Consider the following 20,603-nt stretch of genomic DNA (forward strand, 5'->3'; position numbering starts at 1 on the left):
TGAGATGAAAAATTATAAATGAGAATTCATCGCATTTGCAATTCTTGGTTGTCTGTAGGGCTGTATGGCCTTGCGCTTTACTCGGTATCCAGCAGTTCCACAGTGGCCTGCGCGAGGGTTGCACAGCCTGTCAGGGCCATGGCGACCTCCAGTTCGTCGCGCAGCAGCCTCAGTACGTGGGCCACGCCAGCGGCACCTGCATTGGCCAGACCCCAGACTATCGGGCGGCCTATCAGCACAGCCGTTGCACCGAGAGCGATGGCCTTGAGCACATCGGTGCCTCGCCGTATGCCGCCGTCGGCGAGCACAGGGAGCGCATGCCCCGAGTTGCGCAAGGCCTTGGTGACGCGCGCCAGTGCGGTGGCCGTTGCGGGAACGGTATCCAGCGTGCGTCCCCCGTGGTTGGAAACAATGATGCCTGCCACGCCCGATCTCGCCGCCTGCAGCGCGTCAGCCGGATGCAGCACCCCCTTGAGCAGCACTGGCAGGCGTGTCTGCTGCTGCAGCCAGGCAACGTCATCCCAGGTGGGCGCATGCTGCAGCAGGCCGTCGAACAGTGCGCTCTGGTCCGGTGCGAGCCGGACGGCCGGAGATGGAGCCAGGCCCTGCAGATTGACGGCAGAAATGCCGGCGGGAAGGCTAAAGCGCGCGCGGCGTTCACGGTCCCTTACGCCGCTGGCGGGGGCGTCCACCGTCAGCACCAGTGCTTCGTAGCCTGCCGCCTCGGCCCGTTCGATCAATTGCCTGGTAAAGCCCCGGTCGTGCTGCAGGTACAGTTGGAACCATAGCGGCCCGCGGGTCGGCGTGAGCTGTGCGGCCTTCGCCACAGTCTCCAGCGGCAGGCTGGCCTGGGTGCTGAGCACCATGCCCGCGCCCAGCGCCGCAGCCGCATAGGCTGTTGCAAGCTCTGCGTCGGCATGCGCCATTTGCTGGAAGGCCATGGGGGCGACCAGCAGGGGGCAGGCCAGCTCTCGCCCCAGCAGTTGCAGCCGTGTGTTTCCCCCTGCAAGAGGCCTGAGTACGCGTGGCCACAACGTGAGCGCATCCCAGGCGCTGCGGTTGGCGGCAAGGCTGTGCTCATCGGCCGCGCCGCCCGAGAAGTAGGCCCAGGCGTTGTCGTCCAACCGCTGCCGCGCCTGGGTCTCGTGGTCGGCCAGATTGATGATGCCGTCGGGAACGGCTTGCAGTGCGGGCACTTGGCTCATGGCATTGGAGGGGGGCGATGGCGCATCGCCGGTGGCAGACATCCGGAAAAAAGAAAAGCCGGCCCATGGGCCGGCTTTCATCCGTGGGGCAGGCCCGGGGATTACTTGACGTGCTTGCCGATCAGGCCAGCCATCTCGAACATCGAGACTTGGGGCTTGCCGAACACTTCCTTGAGCTTGGCATCAGCGTTGATCATGCGCTTGTTGGCAGCGTCTTGCAGCTTGTTGGCCTTGATGTAGACCCACAGCTTGCTGATGATCTCGGTGCGGGGCAGGGGGGTGGAACCCACCACGGCAGCCAGAGCGGGGCTGGGGGTGAGGGGTTTCATGAAGGCGGCGTTGGGAGTGCGCTTCTTTGCGGGAGCTGCCGGAGCAGCCGTTGCCTTCTTTGCAGTTGCCATGTTGCTTGTTCCTAGTATGGAGTGGATTCTTTACCAGCGAAAAACCGTCGCTATCCACTGGCAGGCTGATGCTAATGGGAAAAAAACGGTCTTCCAAGCTCACCCGTCAAATTTTTGCCTCGATTTGTTGCTGTGGCGCTGTTTTTTGAAGAGTTTTTGCATTCCTGCTCCCTTTCGGGGGCCGCCATGGCTGGAGGGCCGTCGGAGTCAGCGCTCTCAGAGGAGGCGGGCCTCGCTTGTGGAAGAAGGTTCCGAAGAGAGTTTTCGGGCGGGCCAGGTAGCCACAAAAATGCCCAGCAGGGCGATCGCGAAGGCCAGCGCCTGCATGGATGTGACCCGTTCGCCCAGCACGCACATGCCGACCAAGGCGGCGCTGATCGGCAGCAAAACCGTGAAAGTGCCCGCCTGCGAGGCTGGCACGCTGCGCAGGCCCGTCATCCACAGCCATACGGTCCACACGCAGGCAGCCAGGGCGTAGAACAGCAGCAGTCCCCAGATGCTCCATTGCACGCTGCCGAAGTCGAAGTGCCAGGCCAGATACAGCCCGAAGGGAGTTGACAGCGCAAATCCCCAGAGGTTGACGATGGATGTGATGCGTTTGGGCCCCAGGGATGTGGTCAGGCGCTTGCCGATCACGGCGTAAAACGCCTCGCAAAGCACGGCGCCGACGAGCAGCATCTGCCCCAGCCATGCCTGCGACGAGGTCGAAGAGACTGCCGCGGTGCCCGCGTCGGGGCGCGACAGTGCATACAAGCCTATGCCGGTCACAGCCAGTGCAATGGCCAGCCAGGTGCGCGCGGCCACGCGCTCGCGCAGGAACAGCCAGCTCATCAAGGCCACGGCGGCCGGAATGGCGGCCATGGTCACGCCTGCCGTGACGGCGCTGGTCAGGCTGACGCCGGTAACCATGCAGATGGTGAAGAGGAAGTTGCCGAACAGCGACTCCAGGAACAGCAGTCCTTGTGTGCGGCGCGGCAAGGGAGCCTCGTCAGCCGGCTTGCGCAGCCATCGCAGCATGGCGATGGCTCCTATGCCAAAGCGCAGCCAGGCCAGCAACAGCACCGGAAAAATGGCGGCCAAGGGCTTGGATAGGGCGACATAGCTGCCGACCAGGGACATGCTCAGCGCCAGGCAGGCATAGGCAGATCTGCGATGGGAGGTGTTCACGGCTTGTGGAGTTTGGGGCGGCGGTGGCGCTGCCTGAACGCGCGATGGTACCTGCGAGCACGGCAGGCACCCGTGACATACCTGTGTCGCGAATGCTTGCCATGCTGTGGCAATTTTTCACTGCATGGAATCTTCTTTTTGCATTGTGAAAAATTGGATTGCTGCGTTGCGCCATTTTTTCTCAATACGAGAAATGCAATTTCATATTGAAAAATATGAAAATAAGCTGTTGATTTTTATGAAGAAAAATTTAGTCTTGTATAAGACACAAGATGTTGATCGGGTCTTCTATAAGACTTAAATTTGATCCCAAGGCCGACGCAAGAAAGCCGCTTGTTTCAACAACCTCCCAGGAGAGCAACATGCCCCAATCCCTGACCCAGCAACTGAGCCGCGAACAACAGATTTCCGCCCTTGAGAAAGACTGGGCGCAGAACCCCCGTTGGAAGGGTGTCAAGCGTGGCTACAGCGCCGCTGACGTGGTGCGTCTTCGCGGCAGCCTGCAGCCTGAATACACTCTGGCCCAGCGCGGCGCGGAACTGCTCTGGGACAGGATCAACGGCGGTGCCAAGAAAGGCTACGTGAATGCCTTTGGCGCCATCTCTGCGGGCCAGGCCATGCAGCAGGCCAAGGCCGGCCTGGAAGCGGTGTACCTGTCGGGCTGGCAGGTGGCTGCCGACGGCAACACTAGCGAAACCATGTACCCCGACCAGTCGCTGTACGCCTATGACTCGGTGCCCACCATGGTGCGCCGCATCAACAACACCTTCAAGCGCGCCGACGAAATCCAGTGGAGCCGTGGCATCAACCCCGGCGACAAGGAATTCATCGACTACTTCCTCCCCATCGTGGCGGATGCCGAAGCCGGCTTCGGCGGCGTGCTCAACGCGTTCGAGCTGATGAAGAACATGATTGCCGCTGGCGCGGCAGGCGTGCACTTCGAGGACCAGTTGGCCGCCGTGAAGAAGTGCGGCCACATGGGTGGCAAGGTGCTGGTGCCTACCCAGGAAGCCGTCGAGAAGCTGATCTCCGCGCGCTTTGCCGCCGACGTGATGGGCGTGCCCACCATCGTGCTGGCCCGTACCGATGCTGAAGCCGCCAACCTGATCACCTCCGACCATGACGCCAACGACAAGCCGTTCCTGACCGGCGAGCGCACGCAGGAAGGCTTCTACCGGGTCAGGAACGGCATGGAGCAATCCATCAGCCGCGGCGTGGCCTACGCACCCTATGCAGACCTGGTGTGGTGCGAAACCGGCGTGCCTGACATCGGCTTTGCCCGCGAGTTCGCCCAGGCCGTGCATGGTGCCTGCCCAGGCAAGCTGCTGAGCTACAACTGCTCGCCGTCGTTCAACTGGAAGAAGAACCTCAACGACAGCCAGATTGCCTCCTTCCAGGAAGAGCTGTCTGCATTGGGCTACAAGTTCCAGTTCATCACGCTGGCCGGCATCCACATCAACTGGTTCAACACCTTCCAGTTCGCCCACGCCTACGCCAACGGCGAAGGCATGAAGCACTACGTGAACATGGTGCAGGAGCCCGAATTCGCAGCCCGCGAACAAGGCTACACCTTCGTGTCGCACCAGCAGGAAGTGGGTGCAGGCTACTTCGACGACGTAACCACGGTGATCCAGGGCGGCTCGTCCAGCGTGAAGGCGCTGACCGGCTCGACGGAAGAGGAGCAGTTCCACTGAAGCGCGGCTGTAGTGAGTCGAACTTCAGGTAGATAGGGGTGAGAAAGCGTCCGGGGCCTTGTGCTTCGGGCGCTTTTTCTTTGGCTGGGGGTGCAATAACCATTGCCAGGCTGATGCGCGCGACTGGCGGTGTTCGGCCAAGAGCAGCCCGTCGCCGCACCGGCACTAAGCCGCCATTGCCCAAAGCTGCCTACCAGCACCACCCAGGTGCTCAGCCATGCGCGTTGGCAGTAGAGGGGCATCCGTGATTGAATGCTGTATATTGCCAACGATATGCAAATTCCAACCAAGCTCACGCATCTGTCCAACGATGCCCAAGCGACAATCTCAGGCGTCTTGGCCCGCTGCGAAGCTGCGAACTTTCGCTGGGAACAGGGAGTTTCCGGTGCCCGCTGCCAAGAATACGAGAGCTTTCTTGATCTGCTGCCAAGCAGTGCCCACAAAGATTGGCGGGCAGAACACAAAGGCTATGTGCGCGAGTTTGTCCAGGTACCACAAAGCCATCCGCGCTCAGCCGAGACCTTCATGGCTGTCAACGCCGATGCACATTTGCTCGAGCAAATGGATAATGCTTTATTGATTCGTCTGGAATCCATGGCCTCGGTTATGAGTCAGGATTTGCTGGCCTCGGCGATTGGGCGTCTTTTTTGGGATCGATTCCACAACTATCCCAAAGATTTGGCTAAACCAAAGCTGTCACCTGACGATGAAGCTTTGCGCGATCAATTTCTGACTCACTGGAACGCCCAGCGTTTGCAAGCGCGCCCGCTTTTTGCGACATTTTTGAGCGATTTTGGTGGCAATTTGCGCGAGCTCATCCAACAAGACTGGCCCCATCTGCTGCGAGACCGCTTGGGCCTGACCCATTGGCCTATCGACATGAGCGCACCATTGCCTGTGGCCTTGATGTGCTATTCCGTCGACGAAGTGCGCCAAGCCCGGGCTGAGTCACGGAAAAAAGGAGCCGTGTGCAGCTTTGCCCGCCCCACAGTGCTGGACACTGAAATGTCTGCTGCCTTTGTGCCTGCTCCGTGTTTCAAGGGCGGTGAGAGTTTTGGACACACGCTGGATTTGGCCCAAACCCAGGTGCCGCCCAGCTTCACACCCGAGCTGCTGACCTTTCCGCTGCGCTATCAAGCCCGGCACGTGAAAGCTTTGGGCTTTATCAGCCGGCCCCATGCGCTGCAGCGTGCCGATGGTGGCTTGGACGAGGCCGCGCTGTTCGACGCACGCAATCGCCATGTGAAAGGCTTGCAAAGCACCCTTGACTGCGCAAACTTTGCCGAGGTGTTGACATGAGCTGGCTCCCCTGGACCGATCAGTTGCGGCAAACGCCCGAACACGCGGTGGCCGACCTGCTGCGGGGTGCAGCGGCTGTCGCACCTTACGAGCGCGCAGAGGCCCACGAATTTTTGCTGGCGGTGTTGCCACGCACAGCCCGTCGCGTAACAGAGCCTTTGGTGGGCGAACCCGCACGCAATCCCGTTTTCCCAGAACACCGAGCAGATTTACCTGCTTTGATTGACCGGGGTTTGGCGGCTTGGCTGCAAACTCAAATTCAAACCCCCTTGCCAACCGGACGCAAACTGGGCGCTTACGCCGCGCAAACGTGTGAAGCTTTGCAGTGGCCGCTGTACTTCCGGCTGCCGCTCACCGTGGCAGCGCTTCGAGCCCTTCCTCAACAGTGGCAGGCCTACTTTGCCAAGCTCACGTTGTCTTCCTACCGAGATCCCGAATACGACTATTGGCAGGTGCTGGCGGCCCACCAAACTGACAGCAGTCTGCAATTTTTCTGGTATGGCTTCGTGCAGGAAGCGGGGCACATCCGGTCCATGCGCTACCTGTCTTTGGGGCTTCTGGCCCTGGCGCGATTGCCGCTAAACGAAAACGACAGCGTACGCAATCTGCGCCTGCAAGCGCAAGCCTTGGTCAGCCGTTTCCAACGCCGCCGCTCGGCTGGTGATGCAGCGCTTAATGAACTGGCCGATCAACTGCAAGGCTTGCGGGTACGGAACCTGAGCATCAATGGCGACAATTGGTTGGGCTTTTTGCGTGAAATGCTCAGCCCCCTAGGCGACGAGCGCAGCATGTCAGTCTTGGCCACCTTGGGCTTGAATCAAAAGAATATCCGCCAGTACGGCAACGCAGGATTCAAAGCCCAATGGCGCTTGCAATCGCCGGCTGGCGTCGAAGAGACCACCCGCGCCTTACAAACCATCCGCCAGTCGCTCTCTTTGACCGAAGCATGGAACGCCATGTGGCCGTTGCTGCAGGCGCATGAAGACTATGTCCACAAATCTGGCGATCCCTACTATTTCGTTCGTACGCTGGATAGATGCGCGCGTGCACTGCTCAAAAAAAACGACTTGCGTGAGCCCGAAATCCAAGCGCGCTTGTTGCAGTGGATACACCTGAGCCTGCGCTTGGAACCCGAGAACCCGAGACTTTGGCTTTTGTGGTCAGAGGCCTTGGCGCGTGCAGGGCAAACCCAACGCAGCCAGTGGGTGCTTTGGGAAATGACGCGACGCTTTCCTGACCACCTGCCCTGCCGCGTGGAACTGGCACAGGCTCTGGCCGAAACCGGTAGGGCTGAAGATGTCCAACAGGCGCGAAATCTGTTGCAGCAGGTGCTGCAGATGGACCCAGAAGACTTGCACGCTTTTTCCGTGTTGGCTGATCTGGAACTGCAAGCCAAGGAATGGGACGAAGCGATTAAATGGGCGCGAAAGGGGCTGGAGGTGGAAGACGGCAATGGCCCCTGCGCGATACTCTTGGCCAGCGCGTACGAACGCCGTCGCCATGAAGGCGATTTGGAAGCAGCTATTACGTATTTGCAAGGATTTACGCGCAAGTACCAGGGCAACCTGAGAGCCGAACGCTATTTGAACGACTTGATTCAAAGTCAAAAACTGCATTCTGATCGTCAGAGAGTGCATCAGGCTGCATGGGCTGACGAAACCCAGGTTCGCACACCATCGACTGGTGAAACCGAATCCGACCCGGCTTGGTTGAGTTTTGCTGCCCAATTACAGAGTTGGTGCCACACGGAGAAAGCAGCCGTTGCCAGCGATGCCGCACAACTGCCCCCCCACCCAGACCGTGTCTTGCCCCTACCGCAGGCGCTGCGCCAAATGGTATTGGCAAGCAGCTGGGATGAGAATGATTTGGACAGTTTCGAACCAACAGAACTCAGTGCATTCCCGTTGGAAACGGCACTTTGGTTCTACCTGCAAGCGTTACAGGCTCAAGCCAGCTTGGGCGACGTGAACCGCGCCAAAAACGCGGTTGAAACCATCCTTAGGCGCGAAGAGGAAGCCCCAAGCTACGATAGCAACTTTTGGCTGCCTTTCTTAAAGCAGCGCTGGCAGGAAACAGTGCGACAAGCAGGAGAAGGCAACATTCAAGCCGGAACGGCTTGGCTCGTTTCTTTGTTGGATCGTCACCAGCCACTGCCCGGTGTGTTAATGGCGGCATAGTCCAAAAAGCAGGCGGCCTGATACCTCGTTAAAGCATTTGGTCTGGCGGTCGAGCCCAGATCTGCCCCCGGGCTTGAGAGTCGAATTTTTTGATCTAGGTGGTTATGGCCCGGCTGAACGCAACCGGCAGCGCGCACGCGCCAATCAATGTCGAAAGGGCGCATTGCCGCGGCACAACCAAAAACTGCTCTTGCATGCCACGAGCGGCTCCTGCGGGTCGTAAGCGCCAGTCGCGCGCGGCTCAGTGGCACTCTTAGCAAGAGGGCACAAGATCGTCCCGGATGCAGTACCTAGCTATCTCAAGAGGGACAACGGGCGCGGCGCTTCACAGCACTTCGCCCGCATCATCTACTGCCTCAATTACCGGCTGCGGCTCGACTGAGAAACGACCGAGCCGGCCAGCGTCTTGGTCGTCGCGGAGGAGCGTGAGTTATCGAGCGCCGCGGAGGCCCGGCCCTCGAGTTTTGCCCCAGTCTGTGCGGTCGACCCTGACTGCCGCAATGCCGAGCCAGCCAAAGAGCGCTGCAGGGCGCTAGCTGAGCCGCTTTGGAGCGTCTTTCCCGCGAGGGACGCGACGCTAGAGGAGGTTTGTTTTGTATTCGAACCCATGACGAAGCTCCTATAGTCAAGAGGCATGCTGCTGGATAAATCAACAGTGATGACGACTATATTTAGTGTTTTGAAGGTGGTCAATGCACTACCTATAGTGTTCGAGTAATAAATTGTGTTTTGTCGTGAGCGGCCTAAGCCTGCAATCGAACGAATCGCATCTACGCTGTCGCGTGGAACCAATCTTGCATCTGCCCGCCAGGATGAGGCCTGCGTCCAAGCTTCCCTCGGGGACAAAGGAGTGAGCTGTGGCCGGTTTTGATGCCACATCTGAGCGACTGCTATGGGTCTCCAGAGATGGTCGCGGACCGACGAGAAGCAATCGCGTAGACGTGTTGCCTGGGTGCCCGATGGGTCTGTTTGCCGACACCGAGGCAGGACACCCTGGCGACAGTTATGCGCCCGTATCCTTTTTCGCAGCGAGGCCGCTATCGCTGTAAAAACGGTATTCGCAGCCGTTGCCTGAGTGTCTACAACGGGCCAGCTTTGCCTGAGCGGGGCGCTTATCTACTGTGCATTGGAAGGACTTTGAGGCCTTTGAAGCCTGTTGGCACTACCGGTCCTTTGAAGTCGGTTGGTCTCAGCTTCGGCTCTTCGTTTTCCGACTGCTAGCAAAAGTGCTGCTGCGCTTGTCAAGGTACTCGCCGAGCAGCTCTAGGGGCGGCACGCCCAGGGCCTCTGCGAATTCAACCAGTTCAACAGCATCAATGCGGCGTTCCCCACGTTCGCACTTCGATACGAACGTCTGTGTGTTGCCCAGCCGCTCTGCCAGCTCGACCTGAGACACCCCTACACGCTTGCGAGCTGTCCTGAGGATCGACAGCAAGAGCTGGTAGTCGGAGTTGTGGGTCGATAGGGACATCGTGCGGTGACTGAAGAGTCATGACACGGTAAAGTCCATCTTGAAATAGTCCAAAATAGACTATTTTTTGCCTGAAGTCGGCTGCAGCTTGATCAAGCAGGGTCGTTGGCAGCACAGCAGAAACCGCCGATGTGAAGGGAGATGAACGTCTCAAAAGATCAATGCGGCTGCGCAAACGGCCTGTTTCATATTGCTCAGAAATGAGCTCGGTTTTTTAACATGGAGGATTAGATGGAGTACGAATACAAGGTCATTGACGTGGCTGATGGAGCAATTAGCTCGCTTCTGCTCGGAGAGGGTCGAATCGAAACGGAAGTTCTGGAGGCCTATATCAATGCCATGGCTTCGGAAGGATGGCGCTTGGTGTTTATGGAAAAAGTCATGCAAAGGCATCTCGTCGTGGCAGATAGGGAAACCTTGATGATCACTTTTGAAAGGAGAGTGCCGGAATCCGAGCGCGCCGCCAGAGCCGCGCGGTGCATTGACGATGTGATTCGTGCAGAAGACGCAGCCAAGCGCAAGGGGCATGGAGCTGCTGCTGGAGCAGCTGGCATGGTTGCCGCAGGGGCGGTGTTGAGCAATCTACTGAGCGAGGAATAAATTGGATCTGAACCAAAAAATTGCAGAGAGAAGGGCTCAATTGCAAAAGGAAGAGGCGGCCCAGGAGGCGCTCAAGCGGCAGGAGGCGCTTGAACAGCGGCAAAGGGAGCAAGCGCGCGAGAGGGCGATCAAAGAGTCTGCCGAGAAGGAGGCGGCGCGGAAGATTCAAGAGATCGAGGCCCAACTGCACAGCACAAAGGAGAAGGTATCAACTGATGCAGCTCCAGTGCTGGATGAGCGAGTAAGCCAGGAGGCCAAGAAGAAGGTAGATGCACATATCAGCGCACTTGCCAACAAACGATTCACCAAAGGAGAAAACTGGGTATTCGGCCTCCTCATGTTGGGCACCGTCCTTGGCTTCTTTATGGCGTGGTGGTTTGGCATGGGAATGCTGATTTGGACGTGCTACTACGTCACCAAGGTCAGCAATCGTCACGAAGCCGAGATCAGGGCCGAGTTGGCTCAATCCGAAGAAGGGAGCAACGAATGAAGAGGGTTTCAACCGCGATCATGCTTGTGGGCATCGTCATGCTCATCCTCGCCTTGGGCAGCGATGTTGCTGTTGATGGTATGGGAGGGCGACGGATCACGAACAACGGATTGATGCATGACCGCCTGGTCAACATCATCCTGAGCGTGACCCTGATCCTGGGCGGTCTGCTGCTGAAGCTGTTCGGGGAGCGACTGTCAGGCGCCTACCTGCAGGCCATTGATCAGTTGCCAGCGAGTGAGTACTTCGCTCGTTGGGCTACGGCCATGTTGTCGTCTGCCTGTGTGTGGGTGCTGGTCCTGATGTATCTCTGGCCGACAACCTTGGTGGCTGCGGCGCTGCTCGGCGTAATGGCTTGGTGCTCGTTCCTGCCGAGGGCAACCTACACCGTGCTCAAGCGGGTGTGGTCTGGCACGCTTGTGCTGGCACTGGGTATGGCGACATGGCACGCAATCGCCTTGTCTGTTCCATGGATCAACGTCATGACCCTCATGCTGATCTCGAAGGGCGTGCCCTTGATCGGCACCGGTCGGTTGTTGCCCTTGTTCGCTGTGATGGCAGGGGTTCCGCTGCTGGTGTCCATCGGAGGGTTCGTTTTCACATCACTTAAGGGTAAAGCGAGCTGATTGAAAATTCTTCTCAAGCTAACCGCTTGGGAAGAGTTCTGGTGGGTCTGACTCTTGGCTTTTGACGTGTGGTGAATTCTTGCTGCGGTAGAATGTATGAATAAATTCTTATGTTGAAAGATGCAATGAGGCAAATCACTGATTCAATAAATCCTATTCATGAAGATGGTTGTATGGCGCTTAGGAATAGGAGCTGGCTGAGATATGAGATTGGTGAGAGGGTTTCGGATCGTACTTTGCATCTGCGTATCGTGGAGAACTCAGGAGAAGGCACTTTTTGCAATGAATGGATATGTGCTAAAGACATTGTAAAGGTCTTGGATATTAAATCTAGATTCAGCGGAAATGACTTGAACAGACTTATGGGATTTAGTGATTTAAATACTGGGGGATTTGTATTGGCTATTTTTGCTCATTTGGGTTTGGTTTGCAAAAAGGATGGTCAATTTTATGAGCGTGTGGCACATTCTAGTTTTAGAGGCGCCGTAGAAGAGAGGTTAAATAATTGAAAGATAGTGCTATGTATTAAATTCATCGTTTCCCTGCCTCGCCCGCCCTGGAGAAATCCTCGGCGGGCTTTCTTTTTTCTAACAGAAAGGAGTTTTATGTACGTTTATTATGATTCACTATCAATTCACAACGCCTGTGCTCAGGCGTTGGGCACCGAGCTGGGTGAGTTGATTGGTCTGCGCATTGAGGAGTTGGCCGAATATGAGGTGAATGATCTATCCAGTCTCATCAAAATCCTGGTTCTGGAGCCCAGTGATGCATTGACTGCGGTTGATGCGGAACTGGGTTTCTCACTTCTTGGCCGCCATTGCGATGTGGCCGAGAGCCATCAGGATTGGTTCGAACTGACCCTTGTGCTCAGTGATGACGGGTTTGGAGTCGTGATCTACGTGCCCAAGCATGCGGATCTTGCCCCCCAGTTGATGACCTATTGCGCCAGCCAGGTGAGGGCCAGATCACAGTGAACTGCCTTCATCACCCACCACCTGCCGCCCATCGAGGCGGCTTTTTTTTGTCTGAGGGCTTTTTGCCACCTTATCTGATAGGCCTCCTGCCTATCGCATCCATCTACCAAGGAGAACTTTATGAGTGAAATCGAAGCGACAGGAGCCGGGCGGCAGCCCACATCGATCGACAGCATCTACAGCGGCAGTTGCCTGTCCGTCTCGGGCCGAAGCACGCTTACATATACGGTGGGCCGGAGCCAGGGGGACAACGCGCTGTACCTGCGCATCGCCGATAGCACTGGCAACGGCGTGTGGTGCAAGGATTGGGCGTCTGCTCGGGCCATCGAGGTGATCGTCGCTGGTGCGCAGGAACTGACAGCCAAGAGCTTTCACTGCCTGCATCCAGGCAAGTCCATCAACACAGGCGGCTTCGTGCTGGCGGCGCTACGGGACTTGGGGCTGATTCGACCGGGCGAGGTGAACACGCGTCTTCATGAGCATGTGCCTGGGACAACGCTGGAGGTCATCATGCGCAACCCGCCCAAGGCAAAGGACGATGGCAGTGCCACCCGTTCGACAGGGAAGTCGCGCCGGAAGGCAAAGGAGGGGGCTTGACCCCGGGGATACAGGCCGCCTTGGTCACGGTGTTGGTACTGGGCATGTGGTTCAACGTGACCCGTCCCATGTCGATCGCTGCTGCCGCTGCGCTGACCTTCATGTATCCCTTGCTACTGATCTTGATTCTGGTCGGTGCTGGGATCGCACTCTGGGTGGGTTACTTCCGAAAGTAGTCCGTGCCAAGCCCATGCCGTGAGCCCGGCCCCACGGACCATCGCCGCTGGTGGCCGCCAGAGTGGGCCAGGGTGGGCCAGGGTGGCGTGCGGCGGCCGCCCCAGGAGGGGGGTCATCCCGCCCCCCTGTCGACCCCACCTGGGGGCAATCTGGGTACCCGTCGGGGGCGCGACGCGGTCCCCTCCGGTCCACCCGGTTCGCCTGCCCCGGCCCGGGGGGGCGGCAGGCCCTCTCCCCGTAATCCGCCACATCTGCCACGGCGCCACCCGCCGGGCCATGCCCTGCAATACCGTTGCGGCGTTGCGGAAGTGGCGCCTGCTGGCGGGGTAGGGGTAGGTAAAAAATGTCGGCAGAAAACCACACTTTGCAAAAGGATACAAATAATTTCAATTTGTTTCTTTCCTGTGCTTTGCCTTTTTTTTTTGGCTTTCGGCCATCTTTTCTCCCACGCAGAAGTGCTTCTAGCCTTATGAAAAAAATCTTCCCAGCGAGAAGTGCTTCTATCCAATAAATTTTTCTCCCTACTTGGCGCTTTTCCGTCCTTAGATTTCTTGACAAGCATCTAGGAAGCACTTCCTATCGCAAACAAAAAGATCTCCCACTGAAAAGTGCGCTAAGCCTTATTAATTTTTTCATTCCTTGTTTAGAGTGCTTCTGTCCTTATTGTTCTTCTGATTTTCTGGAAATGGCTATCGTGAGGGAGTCAATTGGGGTTATTTGCAAGGACCAGGCTTTCGTTCAGAATTCAGTTCTGGCTCGCTGCTTGTACTCAGCGAACCACGGATTGGCCAATCCATAACCTCAACTGCTTAAACAAGGACGGATCATGAAGCAGAAACCAAAAAACTCAACTTCTTCAATCATTTTGAATAGTCTGGAGGCAAATAACGTTGCTCCGTGTGAGCAAGATTTTGATTACGATGCTTTTGTAAGGGAATTAATTGATGTCATAAAGAGTTATGTTGTTATAACGGAACATGACGCATTGGCTGTGGCTCTTTGGTGTATTAATACTTGGTGCTACAGGGAATTTGATCGATGCCCATTGTTATTTATCAACGCGCCTGAAAGAGAGTGTGGGAAGACTCAGCTGCTAAAGGTGGTGGAGAAGTTGGTCTGTAAACCGATGGAAACGGCAAACATCACTTTGGCGGCTCTATTTAGGTTGATTACTAAATACTGTCCCACGGTACTTATTGACGAGGCAGACACATTCATGGACGGAAAGACAGAGTTCGCGGGAGTGGTGAACAAAGGCTACGAGAAGGGCGGATTTGTTGTACGGGTGGAGACTGTGGGTAAAGAGTTTGTCGAGTGCGTGTACCAAGTTTATGGACCTAAAGCCATGGCAGGAATCATGCTTGAGAGACATTTGCCAAGTGCCACGATGAGTCGAGGTATTCAGATCCCTATGAAGCGCAAGACGAAGGACGACAGTGTGCAGCGCTTGCGCTCCGCCGATCCAAGGGTTTTTAAAGACTTGCGTGCTCGGATTGTGAAATTTGTCACAGACAACAAGGACGTTTTGGCGAAAGGATGGGATGAGATGCCCCAAGAGCTCAGCGATCGCCAGCAAGATAATTGGGAGCCATTGCTTGCCATTGCACATTGCTTGGGCGAGGAGTGGTATCGCAAAGCGTGCGAAGCGGCTCTGAAAAACTGTGAAGAAACAGCGCCGCCTAAGTCGTCTTCCAATCAACTACTGGAGGACATCCGTGAGGTATTATCTGGCTATACGGGAAAGTACATTCCGTCGGCCGATTTATTGCAAATGCTCAATGAAAATGAGGATATGGACTGGCGTACCTACAATCACGGTAAACCTCTCTCGGCGCGTCAGTTGGCGAAGTTCATGGCGGCCTACGGGGTCAAGTCAAAAACCGTGCGCATGAAATTGGACTACACACCAAAGGGCTACGAGGTGCGTGAGTTTGCTGATGCCTTTGCGCGGTATCTGCCGGAATTGCCAAGTGAGCCGACCTCGGAGAATGCCAAGCCTCTTCGTGCAGGAAAGCCGCCAATTCCTGGTTTCTAAACTGACGAACGGAATTTTCGCCTTCAGAACGGGTGGCGGCCTTCTTCGGAGAAAACTGCCGGGTCGCTGGCTCTTGTTTTCAAGCGATTTTTCCTAAGTCGATGATTTTCATCATCGTCAAGTCCTGCGGTGGTGGTCTCAGAGTTACTGCTCCGCATCTTTGTTAACCTATTTTTTGTAAATAGCCACGCCCATGTGGAGAGGCGTTCGTGCGCCTATTGCTTCGGCGTCTATCTCCATGGGCGCGGTTCTTTATCAATCAACCTCATGAAAGGAGAGGCTGCATGCCCATTGTCAAACTCAGTGCACAGTTTGTGCGTGAAGCGGTTTGTCCACCCGGAAAATCCAAGGTGGACTATTACGACAGCGCACTCAAAGGATTCATTCTGGAGGCTCGCCCTTCAGGGGGTAAAACCTTTTACCTGCGCTATCACGATAGCCACGGCAAGCTGCGCCAATGCAAGATCGGTGACGCTGCTGCGGTCAGCTACGACAAGGCCCGGCAGAAGGCCATGCGGTTGCGCTCGGAGGTGGAGCTGGGCGGCAATCCTCTGGAGGAGCGCCAAGCCTTGCGTGCGGTGCCGACCCTGGCCGAGTTCATCCGCGAGACCTATGTGCCGCACATCCACCTGCACCGGAGGAATTTTCAGTCCACGCTGAGCTTCATCAAGTGCCATGTCCTGCCGCGCTTTGGAGCCAAGCACCTGGACGAAATCACGACCAACATGCTGGCCGAGGCTCACCAGGATCTGCGCACGAAGGGCTACGCGTTGGCTCATGCCAACAAGATACCTGTCCTGTTCAAGATCATGTTCAATCTGGCGAGGAAGAAAGGCATCCCGGGAAGTGAGTCCAACCCTGCCGACGGTGTGGTGCTGTTCAACCCGAACAACGCGAAGGAGCGGTATCTCAGCGCGGCTGAAACCCAGCGCCTGCACGAGGTTCTGTCCCGGTGTGGCTCAGCCCAGTTCAAGAGCATCGTTGCTCTTTTGCTGCTGCTCGGATGTCGCAAACGTGAGTTGTTGGATGCACGCTGGGAAGACGTCGATCTGGAGCGGCGCAACTGGCGCATTCCTATGTCCAAGAGCGGAAAGGCCCGAAACATTCCGATCTCTGACAGGGCTCTGGAGGTGTTTCAAGCGCTGCCCCGTTGGAAAGGGTGCCCTTACGTAGTTCCCAATCCCAATACCAGGCAGCCGTTTGGCAACCTGTACCACCCCTGGGACAAGGTTCGCAGGGAGGCTGGGATGCCTGACCTGCGGATGCACGACCTACGTCACACGTTCGCCAGCAATCTGGTGAACTCTGGGCAGTCCATCTATGTGGTGAGCAAACTTCTTGGCCACTCCCAGATCAAGACCACGGCGCGCTACAGCCACTTGGCAGATGAGACGCTGATGTCTGCTGTGGACGCTGCAGCCAAAGTGGTGGACACAAGTTGGAGGCCGATTGTCTGAAAAGCTGCCTAAAATTTAGGCAAAGCGCGGGGCGCCACGCACGCGATCACCTGCCCATCCTATGGGGCTGGGTGGTCCGTGGGGTCAAACCCTCTCCCTCATTCCTGGGGTGATGGCCCAAAAGCTGAAAACCCAGCAAACAGGTCACTGCGACAGTTTGGGGCATGTGTGGGTGGGGCGGGAGGTGCAGGCTCGAAAACGGAAAAAACCCTTGAAAATCTGCTACTTACAGTATTGCTGGAGGGTTCAACACCTTCAAGTTTGCCCACGCCTACGCCAACGGCGAAGGCATGAAGCACTACGTGAACATGGTGCAGGAGCCCGAATTCGCGGCCCGCGAGCAAGGCTATACCTTCGTGTCCCACCAGCAGGAAGTGGGTGCAGGCTACTTCGACGACGTGACCACGGTGATCCAGGGTGGCTCGTCCAGCGTGAAGGCGCTGACCGGCTCCACGGAAGAGGAGCAATTCCACTGAAGCGCGGCTTCGGTGAGTGCAACTTCAGGTAGATAGGGGTGAGAAAGCGTCCGAGGCCTTGTGCTTCGGGCGCTTTTTCTTTGCTGGGGTTAAAATGCAAGGAGTTTTCAACTGACAAGGGCGAGAAAGGCATCATGGTTATGACACCGCGAACTACATCGGAGATGTACACCGGCCGCTAGCGGCTGGCGGTTCGCGCCTGCACGAGATTCACTCGACCCCAACAAAGCGCGGACCCGGCTCCGCGCTTTTTTGCTTTTGGGGGATGGCGCACCCCCCCTGAGAAATATTTTTAGGAATCCCATGATCCACATTACGCTTCCCGATGGTTCGCAACGCGAGTATCCCGGTCCGGTCACCGTGGCCGAAGTGGCTGCATCGATAGGCACGGGCCTTGCCAAGGCTGCACTGGCTGGCAAGGTTGGCACGGGCGACGACGCCAAGGTGGTGGACACCAGCTTTGTGATCGACAAGGACATGCCCCTGTCCATCGTGACGGCCAAGGATGCAGATGGCCTGGACGTGATCCGTCATTCGACGGCCCACTTGCTGGCCTACGCCGTCAAGGATCTGTTTCCTGACGCCCAGGTCACCATCGGCCCCGTCATCGAGAATGGCTTCTACTACGACTTCTCGTACAAGCGTCCTTTCACGCCCGAGGACCTGGTCGCCATCGAAAAACGCATGGCCGAGCTGGCTGCCAAGGACGAGCCCGTGGTGCGCCGCGTGCTGCCGCGCGACGAGGCCGTGGCCTACTTCAAGGGCATGGGCGAGAACTACAAGGCCGAGATCATCGCCAGCATCCCCTCGAACGAGGATGTGAGCCTGTACCGCGAAGGCGGTTTCGAGGATCTGTGCCGCGGCCCGCACGTGCCGAGCACCGGCAAGCTCAAGTTCTTCAAGCTGATGAAGGTGGCTGGCGCCTACTGGCGCGGTGACCATCGCAACGAGATGCTGCAGCGCGTGTACGGCACGGCCTGGGCTACCAAGGACGACCTGCAGCAGTACCTGCACATGCTGGAGGAGGCCGAAAAGCGCGACCACCGCAAGCTGGGCCGTGAACTGGATCTGTTCCACATCGACGAGCATTCGCCAGGCACCGTGTTCTGGCATCCGAAGGGTTGGGCTTTGTGGCAAGAGGTCGAGCAGTACATGCGCCGCGTGTACCGGGACAACGGCTACCAGGAGGTCAAGGGTCCGCAGATCCTGGACAAGACCCTGTGGGAGAAGACCGGCCACTGGGACAAGTACCGCGAGAACATGTTCACGACCGAGTCGGAAAAGCGCGACTACGCGCTCAAGCCGATGAACTGCCCCGGCCACATCCTGATCTTCAAGCAGGGCATCAAGAGCTACCGCGACCTGCCGCTGCGCTACGGCGAGTTCGGCCAGTGCCACCGCAACGAGCCCACGGGGGGGCTGCACGGCATCATGCGCGTGCGCGGCTTCACGCAGGATGACGGCCACGTCTTCTGCACCGAAGACCAGATCCAGCCCGAGGTGCTGGCTTTCACCACGCTGCTGCAAAAGGTCTACGCGGACTTCGGTTTCAGCGACATCATCTACAAGGTCGCCACGCGCCCCGAGGCGCGCATCGGCTCCGATGAAAGCTGGGACAAGGCGGAGGCCGCGCTGATCAACAGCCTGGAGGCCTCGGGCTGCGAGTACGTGATCTCGCCCGGCGATGGCGCGTTCTACGGTCCCAAGATCGAGTACACGCTCAAGGACGCCATCGGTCGCCAGTGGCAGTGCGGCACCATCCAGGTCGACTTCTCCATGCCCGAGCGCCTGGATGCGGAATACGTGGGTGAAGACGGCGATCGCCATCGCCCCGTGATGCTGCACCGTGCCATCGTCGGCAGCCTTGAGCGTTTCATCGGCATCCTCATCGAGCAGCATGCCGGTGCCATGCCGACATGGCTGGCTCCTGTTCAGGCGGCCGTGCTCAATATCACTGACGCGCAGGCGGACTATGTGCGGGAAGTCGCACAAAAGCTGCAAAAAGCATTTCCGAATCAAGGCCTTAGGGTGGCGACAGATCTGCGCAACGAAAAGATTACGTATAAAATACGGGAGCATTCGTTGCAAAAGCTGCCTTACATCCTTGTTGCTGGCGACAAGGAGAAGGCTGCTGGTGCAGTGGCAGTGCGCGCACGGGGCAACAAGGACCTCGGTGTGATGTCGGTCGACGCGTTCATTGAACTCGTGGCCAAGGACATCGCGGCGAAGGCCTGACGGAGCATCTCCAAAGGCGTTAGCCGTTTGGCGTGTACTGCACACAAGCGGCTACGCTGTTGTAGCAACTTAAATCCAAGGGTGAGAACCATAGCTACTGAATTTCGTGATCGGCGCCACCGTGAAGAGCGCAAGCATCGTCTCAACCGTGAAATCATGGCGCCTGAAGTGCGTCTGTCCGGCCCGGAGAACGAGCCGCTGGGCATCGTGCCTCTGCAGGAAGCGCTGCGCATGGCGGGCGAGTTGGACGTGGACCTGGTGGAAATCGCCGCCACGGCCACTCCGCCTGTCTGCCGGTTGATGGACTATGGCAAGTTCAAGTACCTTGAACAGAAGAAGGCTGCCGAAGCCAAGGCCAAGCAGACCGTCATCGAAATCAAGGAAGTGAAATTCCGCCCTGGTACCGACGACGGCGACTACAACATCAAGCTGCGCAACATCCGCCGATTCCTGGCCGATGGTGACAAGTGCAAGATCACGCTGCGTTTCCGCGGCCGTGAAATCACGCACCAGCAGATCGGTCTGGACCTGCTGAACCGTCTGCGTGACGATCTGGCGGACTCCATCCAGGTGGAGCAGTTCCCCAAGCTCGAAGGCCGCCAGATGGTGATGATGATCGCCCCTGCGCGCAAGAAGCCCACCACCGGTGGCAAACCGCAAGCAGAGGTTTCTGCTGCACCTGCGGTGGCTGATAAGGCATAATCGCGGTTTCGCCCTTCGCTGAGGGGCGACAGAATTTGCAGGCCTTGCGCGAGTCGATTGCGCGGGGCGTGCGATGCAAGGGACATGGTATCCATGTCCCTTGTTCTTGCCGGCCTTCGGGCTGGCACAGAAGTGTCTCGGGGCCAGCAAGTGCGCGCAGTGTTGCGAGCCGCCTCACGAGCACAAACAACAGGAGCATTCAAATGCCCAAAATGAAGACCAAGAGCAGCGCGAAGAAGCGTTTTCGCGTTCGTCCCGGTGGCACCGTCAAGCGCGGTCAAGCCTTCAAGCGTCACATCTTGACCAAGAAGACCACCAAGAACAAGCGTCACCTGCGTGGTGCAGTGGCTGTGCATGAGACCAACATGGGCTCGATCGCACAGATGCTGCCGATGGCTGGCCTGTAATTCACTGACGAACAAGGAGAAAACACATGCCTCGCGTCAAACGTGGTGTAACGGCCCGCGCCCGTCACAAAAAAGTTCTGGCCCTTTCCAAGGGTTTCCGCGGCCGCCGCGGCAATGTCTTCCGCATCGCCAAGCAGGCGGTGATGAAGGCTGGGCAATATGCCTACCGTGACCGCCGTGCCAAGAAGCGCGTGTTCCGCCGTCTGTGGATCGCCCGTATCAACGCCGCTGCACGTGAACTGGGCCTGACCTACAGCCAGTTCGCCAACGGCCTGAAGAAGGCAGCCATCGAGATCGACCGCAAGATGCTGGCCGATATCGCGGTGCACGACAAGGCTGCTTTCAGCAGCATCGTTGATCAAGTCAAGGCCAAGCTGGCTGCTTGAGATAACGGTCTGTGGCCATCCTCGTGA

19 protein-coding genes and 1 pseudogene are annotated in these 20,603 nt (G+C 57.6%); 16 read left to right on the plus strand and 4 right to left on the minus strand.

Annotated elements, in window-relative coordinates:
- Positions 1 to 77 precede the first annotated feature (77 nt).
- The 3 genes from AAN986_RS10065 to AAN986_RS10075 form a co-directional block, all read right to left on the minus strand.
- Entirely contained in the window at positions 78 to 1,205 is a 1,128-nt protein-coding gene (locus AAN986_RS10065; RefSeq protein WP_206424522.1) for an alpha-hydroxy acid oxidase, read from the minus strand.
- Between the two features lie 101 nt (positions 1,206 to 1,306).
- On the minus strand, positions 1,307 to 1,606 hold the full coding sequence (locus AAN986_RS10070; RefSeq protein ID WP_012206418.1) for an SWIB/MDM2 domain-containing protein: 300 nt from the start codon (positions 1,604 to 1,606) through the stop codon (positions 1,307 to 1,309).
- Positions 1,607 to 1,822: 216 nt separating this feature from the next.
- Positions 1,823 to 2,773, minus strand: a complete 951-nt coding sequence (locus tag AAN986_RS10075; RefSeq protein ID WP_047218085.1) for a DMT family transporter — start codon at positions 2,771 to 2,773, stop codon at positions 1,823 to 1,825.
- 362 nt (positions 2,774 to 3,135) lie between these two features.
- Here AAN986_RS10075 and aceA point away from each other — a divergent pair, with 362 nt between their 5' ends.
- From aceA to AAN986_RS10090, 3 genes are all read left to right on the plus strand, one after another.
- Positions 3,136 to 4,467 carry an isocitrate lyase gene (gene aceA / locus AAN986_RS10080; RefSeq protein ID WP_349335620.1) on the plus strand — a complete coding sequence of 444 codons (1,332 nt, stop codon included), beginning with the start codon at positions 3,136 to 3,138 and terminating at the stop codon, positions 4,465 to 4,467.
- 252 nt (positions 4,468 to 4,719) lie between these two features.
- Positions 4,720 to 5,766, plus strand: a complete 1,047-nt coding sequence (locus AAN986_RS10085; protein ID WP_349335621.1) for a hypothetical protein — start codon at positions 4,720 to 4,722, stop codon at positions 5,764 to 5,766.
- The gene (locus AAN986_RS10090) at positions 5,763 to 7,943 is read left to right on the plus strand and encodes a tetratricopeptide repeat protein (RefSeq protein ID WP_156180126.1); all 2,181 of its coding nucleotides are present in this window, start codon (positions 5,763 to 5,765) and stop codon (positions 7,941 to 7,943) included. Before AAN986_RS10085 ends, AAN986_RS10090 begins: the two co-directional genes overlap by 4 nt.
- A 1,189-nt stretch (positions 7,944 to 9,132) precedes the next feature.
- Here the strand turns inward: AAN986_RS10090 and AAN986_RS10095 are convergent.
- Positions 9,133 to 9,414: a helix-turn-helix transcriptional regulator gene (locus AAN986_RS10095; RefSeq protein ID WP_047219850.1), complete on the minus strand. Its 282-nt coding sequence runs from the start codon at positions 9,412 to 9,414 to the stop codon at positions 9,133 to 9,135.
- A 231-nt stretch (positions 9,415 to 9,645) separates the two neighbouring features.
- On the opposite strand from AAN986_RS10095, the gene AAN986_RS10100 reads away from it, so the two are divergent.
- The 13 genes and pseudogenes from AAN986_RS10100 (at position 9,646) to rplT (ending at position 20,576) form a co-directional block, all read left to right on the plus strand.
- A complete protein-coding gene (locus tag AAN986_RS10100; protein ID WP_047219851.1) occupies positions 9,646 to 10,014 on the plus strand; it encodes a DUF4177 domain-containing protein in 369 nt (122 codons plus the stop codon).
- A gap of 1 nt (position 10,015) precedes the next feature.
- Entirely contained in the window at positions 10,016 to 10,504 is a 489-nt protein-coding gene (locus tag AAN986_RS10105) for a hypothetical protein (RefSeq protein ID WP_047219852.1), read from the plus strand.
- A complete protein-coding gene (locus AAN986_RS10110) occupies positions 10,501 to 11,130 on the plus strand; it encodes a hypothetical protein (protein ID WP_156180128.1) in 630 nt (209 codons plus the stop codon). The genes AAN986_RS10105 and AAN986_RS10110 overlap by 4 nt, the downstream gene beginning before the upstream one ends.
- Positions 11,131 to 11,240: 110 nt before the next feature.
- Complete coding sequence (locus tag AAN986_RS10115) at positions 11,241 to 11,639, plus strand: hypothetical protein (RefSeq protein ID WP_156180130.1); 399 nt, start codon at positions 11,241 to 11,243, stop codon at positions 11,637 to 11,639.
- 96 nt (positions 11,640 to 11,735) lie between these two features.
- Entirely contained in the window at positions 11,736 to 12,104 is a 369-nt protein-coding gene (locus AAN986_RS10120; protein WP_047219854.1) for a hypothetical protein, read from the plus strand.
- Positions 12,105 to 12,224: 120 nt separating this feature from the next.
- A complete protein-coding gene (locus AAN986_RS10125) occupies positions 12,225 to 12,701 on the plus strand; it encodes a hypothetical protein (protein WP_047219855.1) in 477 nt (158 codons plus the stop codon).
- Between the two features lie 1,003 nt (positions 12,702 to 13,704).
- Complete coding sequence (locus AAN986_RS10130) at positions 13,705 to 14,913, plus strand: DUF3631 domain-containing protein (RefSeq protein WP_082138177.1); 1,209 nt, start codon at positions 13,705 to 13,707, stop codon at positions 14,911 to 14,913.
- A 284-nt stretch (positions 14,914 to 15,197) separates the two neighbouring features.
- On the plus strand, positions 15,198 to 16,370 hold the full coding sequence (locus tag AAN986_RS10135; RefSeq protein ID WP_047219857.1) for a site-specific integrase: 1,173 nt from the start codon (positions 15,198 to 15,200) through the stop codon (positions 16,368 to 16,370).
- A gap of 245 nt (positions 16,371 to 16,615) precedes the next feature.
- Positions 16,616 to 16,846: pseudogene (locus tag AAN986_RS10140) on the plus strand (isocitrate lyase); the annotation flags it as partial.
- A gap of 303 nt (positions 16,847 to 17,149) precedes the next feature.
- Positions 17,150 to 19,081 carry a threonine--tRNA ligase gene (gene thrS, locus AAN986_RS10145; protein ID WP_016448317.1) on the plus strand — a complete coding sequence of 644 codons (1,932 nt, stop codon included), beginning with the start codon at positions 17,150 to 17,152 and terminating at the stop codon, positions 19,079 to 19,081.
- Positions 19,082 to 19,162: 81 nt separating this feature from the next.
- Positions 19,163 to 19,783 carry a translation initiation factor IF-3 gene (gene infC / locus AAN986_RS10150; protein WP_074923479.1) on the plus strand — a complete coding sequence of 207 codons (621 nt, stop codon included), beginning with the start codon at positions 19,163 to 19,165 and terminating at the stop codon, positions 19,781 to 19,783.
- Between the two features lie 203 nt (positions 19,784 to 19,986).
- Entirely contained in the window at positions 19,987 to 20,190 is a 204-nt protein-coding gene (gene rpmI / locus AAN986_RS10155; RefSeq protein WP_046240115.1) for a 50S ribosomal protein L35, read from the plus strand.
- Positions 20,191 to 20,216: 26 nt separating this feature from the next.
- Positions 20,217 to 20,576: a 50S ribosomal protein L20 gene (gene rplT, locus AAN986_RS10160; RefSeq protein ID WP_012206412.1), complete on the plus strand. Its 360-nt coding sequence runs from the start codon at positions 20,217 to 20,219 to the stop codon at positions 20,574 to 20,576.
- Positions 20,577 to 20,603 lie beyond the last annotated feature (27 nt).

The organism is Delftia sp. DS1230, from assembly GCF_040112715.1.
Classification (GTDB): domain Bacteria; phylum Pseudomonadota; class Gammaproteobacteria; order Burkholderiales; family Burkholderiaceae_C; genus Comamonas; species Comamonas tsuruhatensis.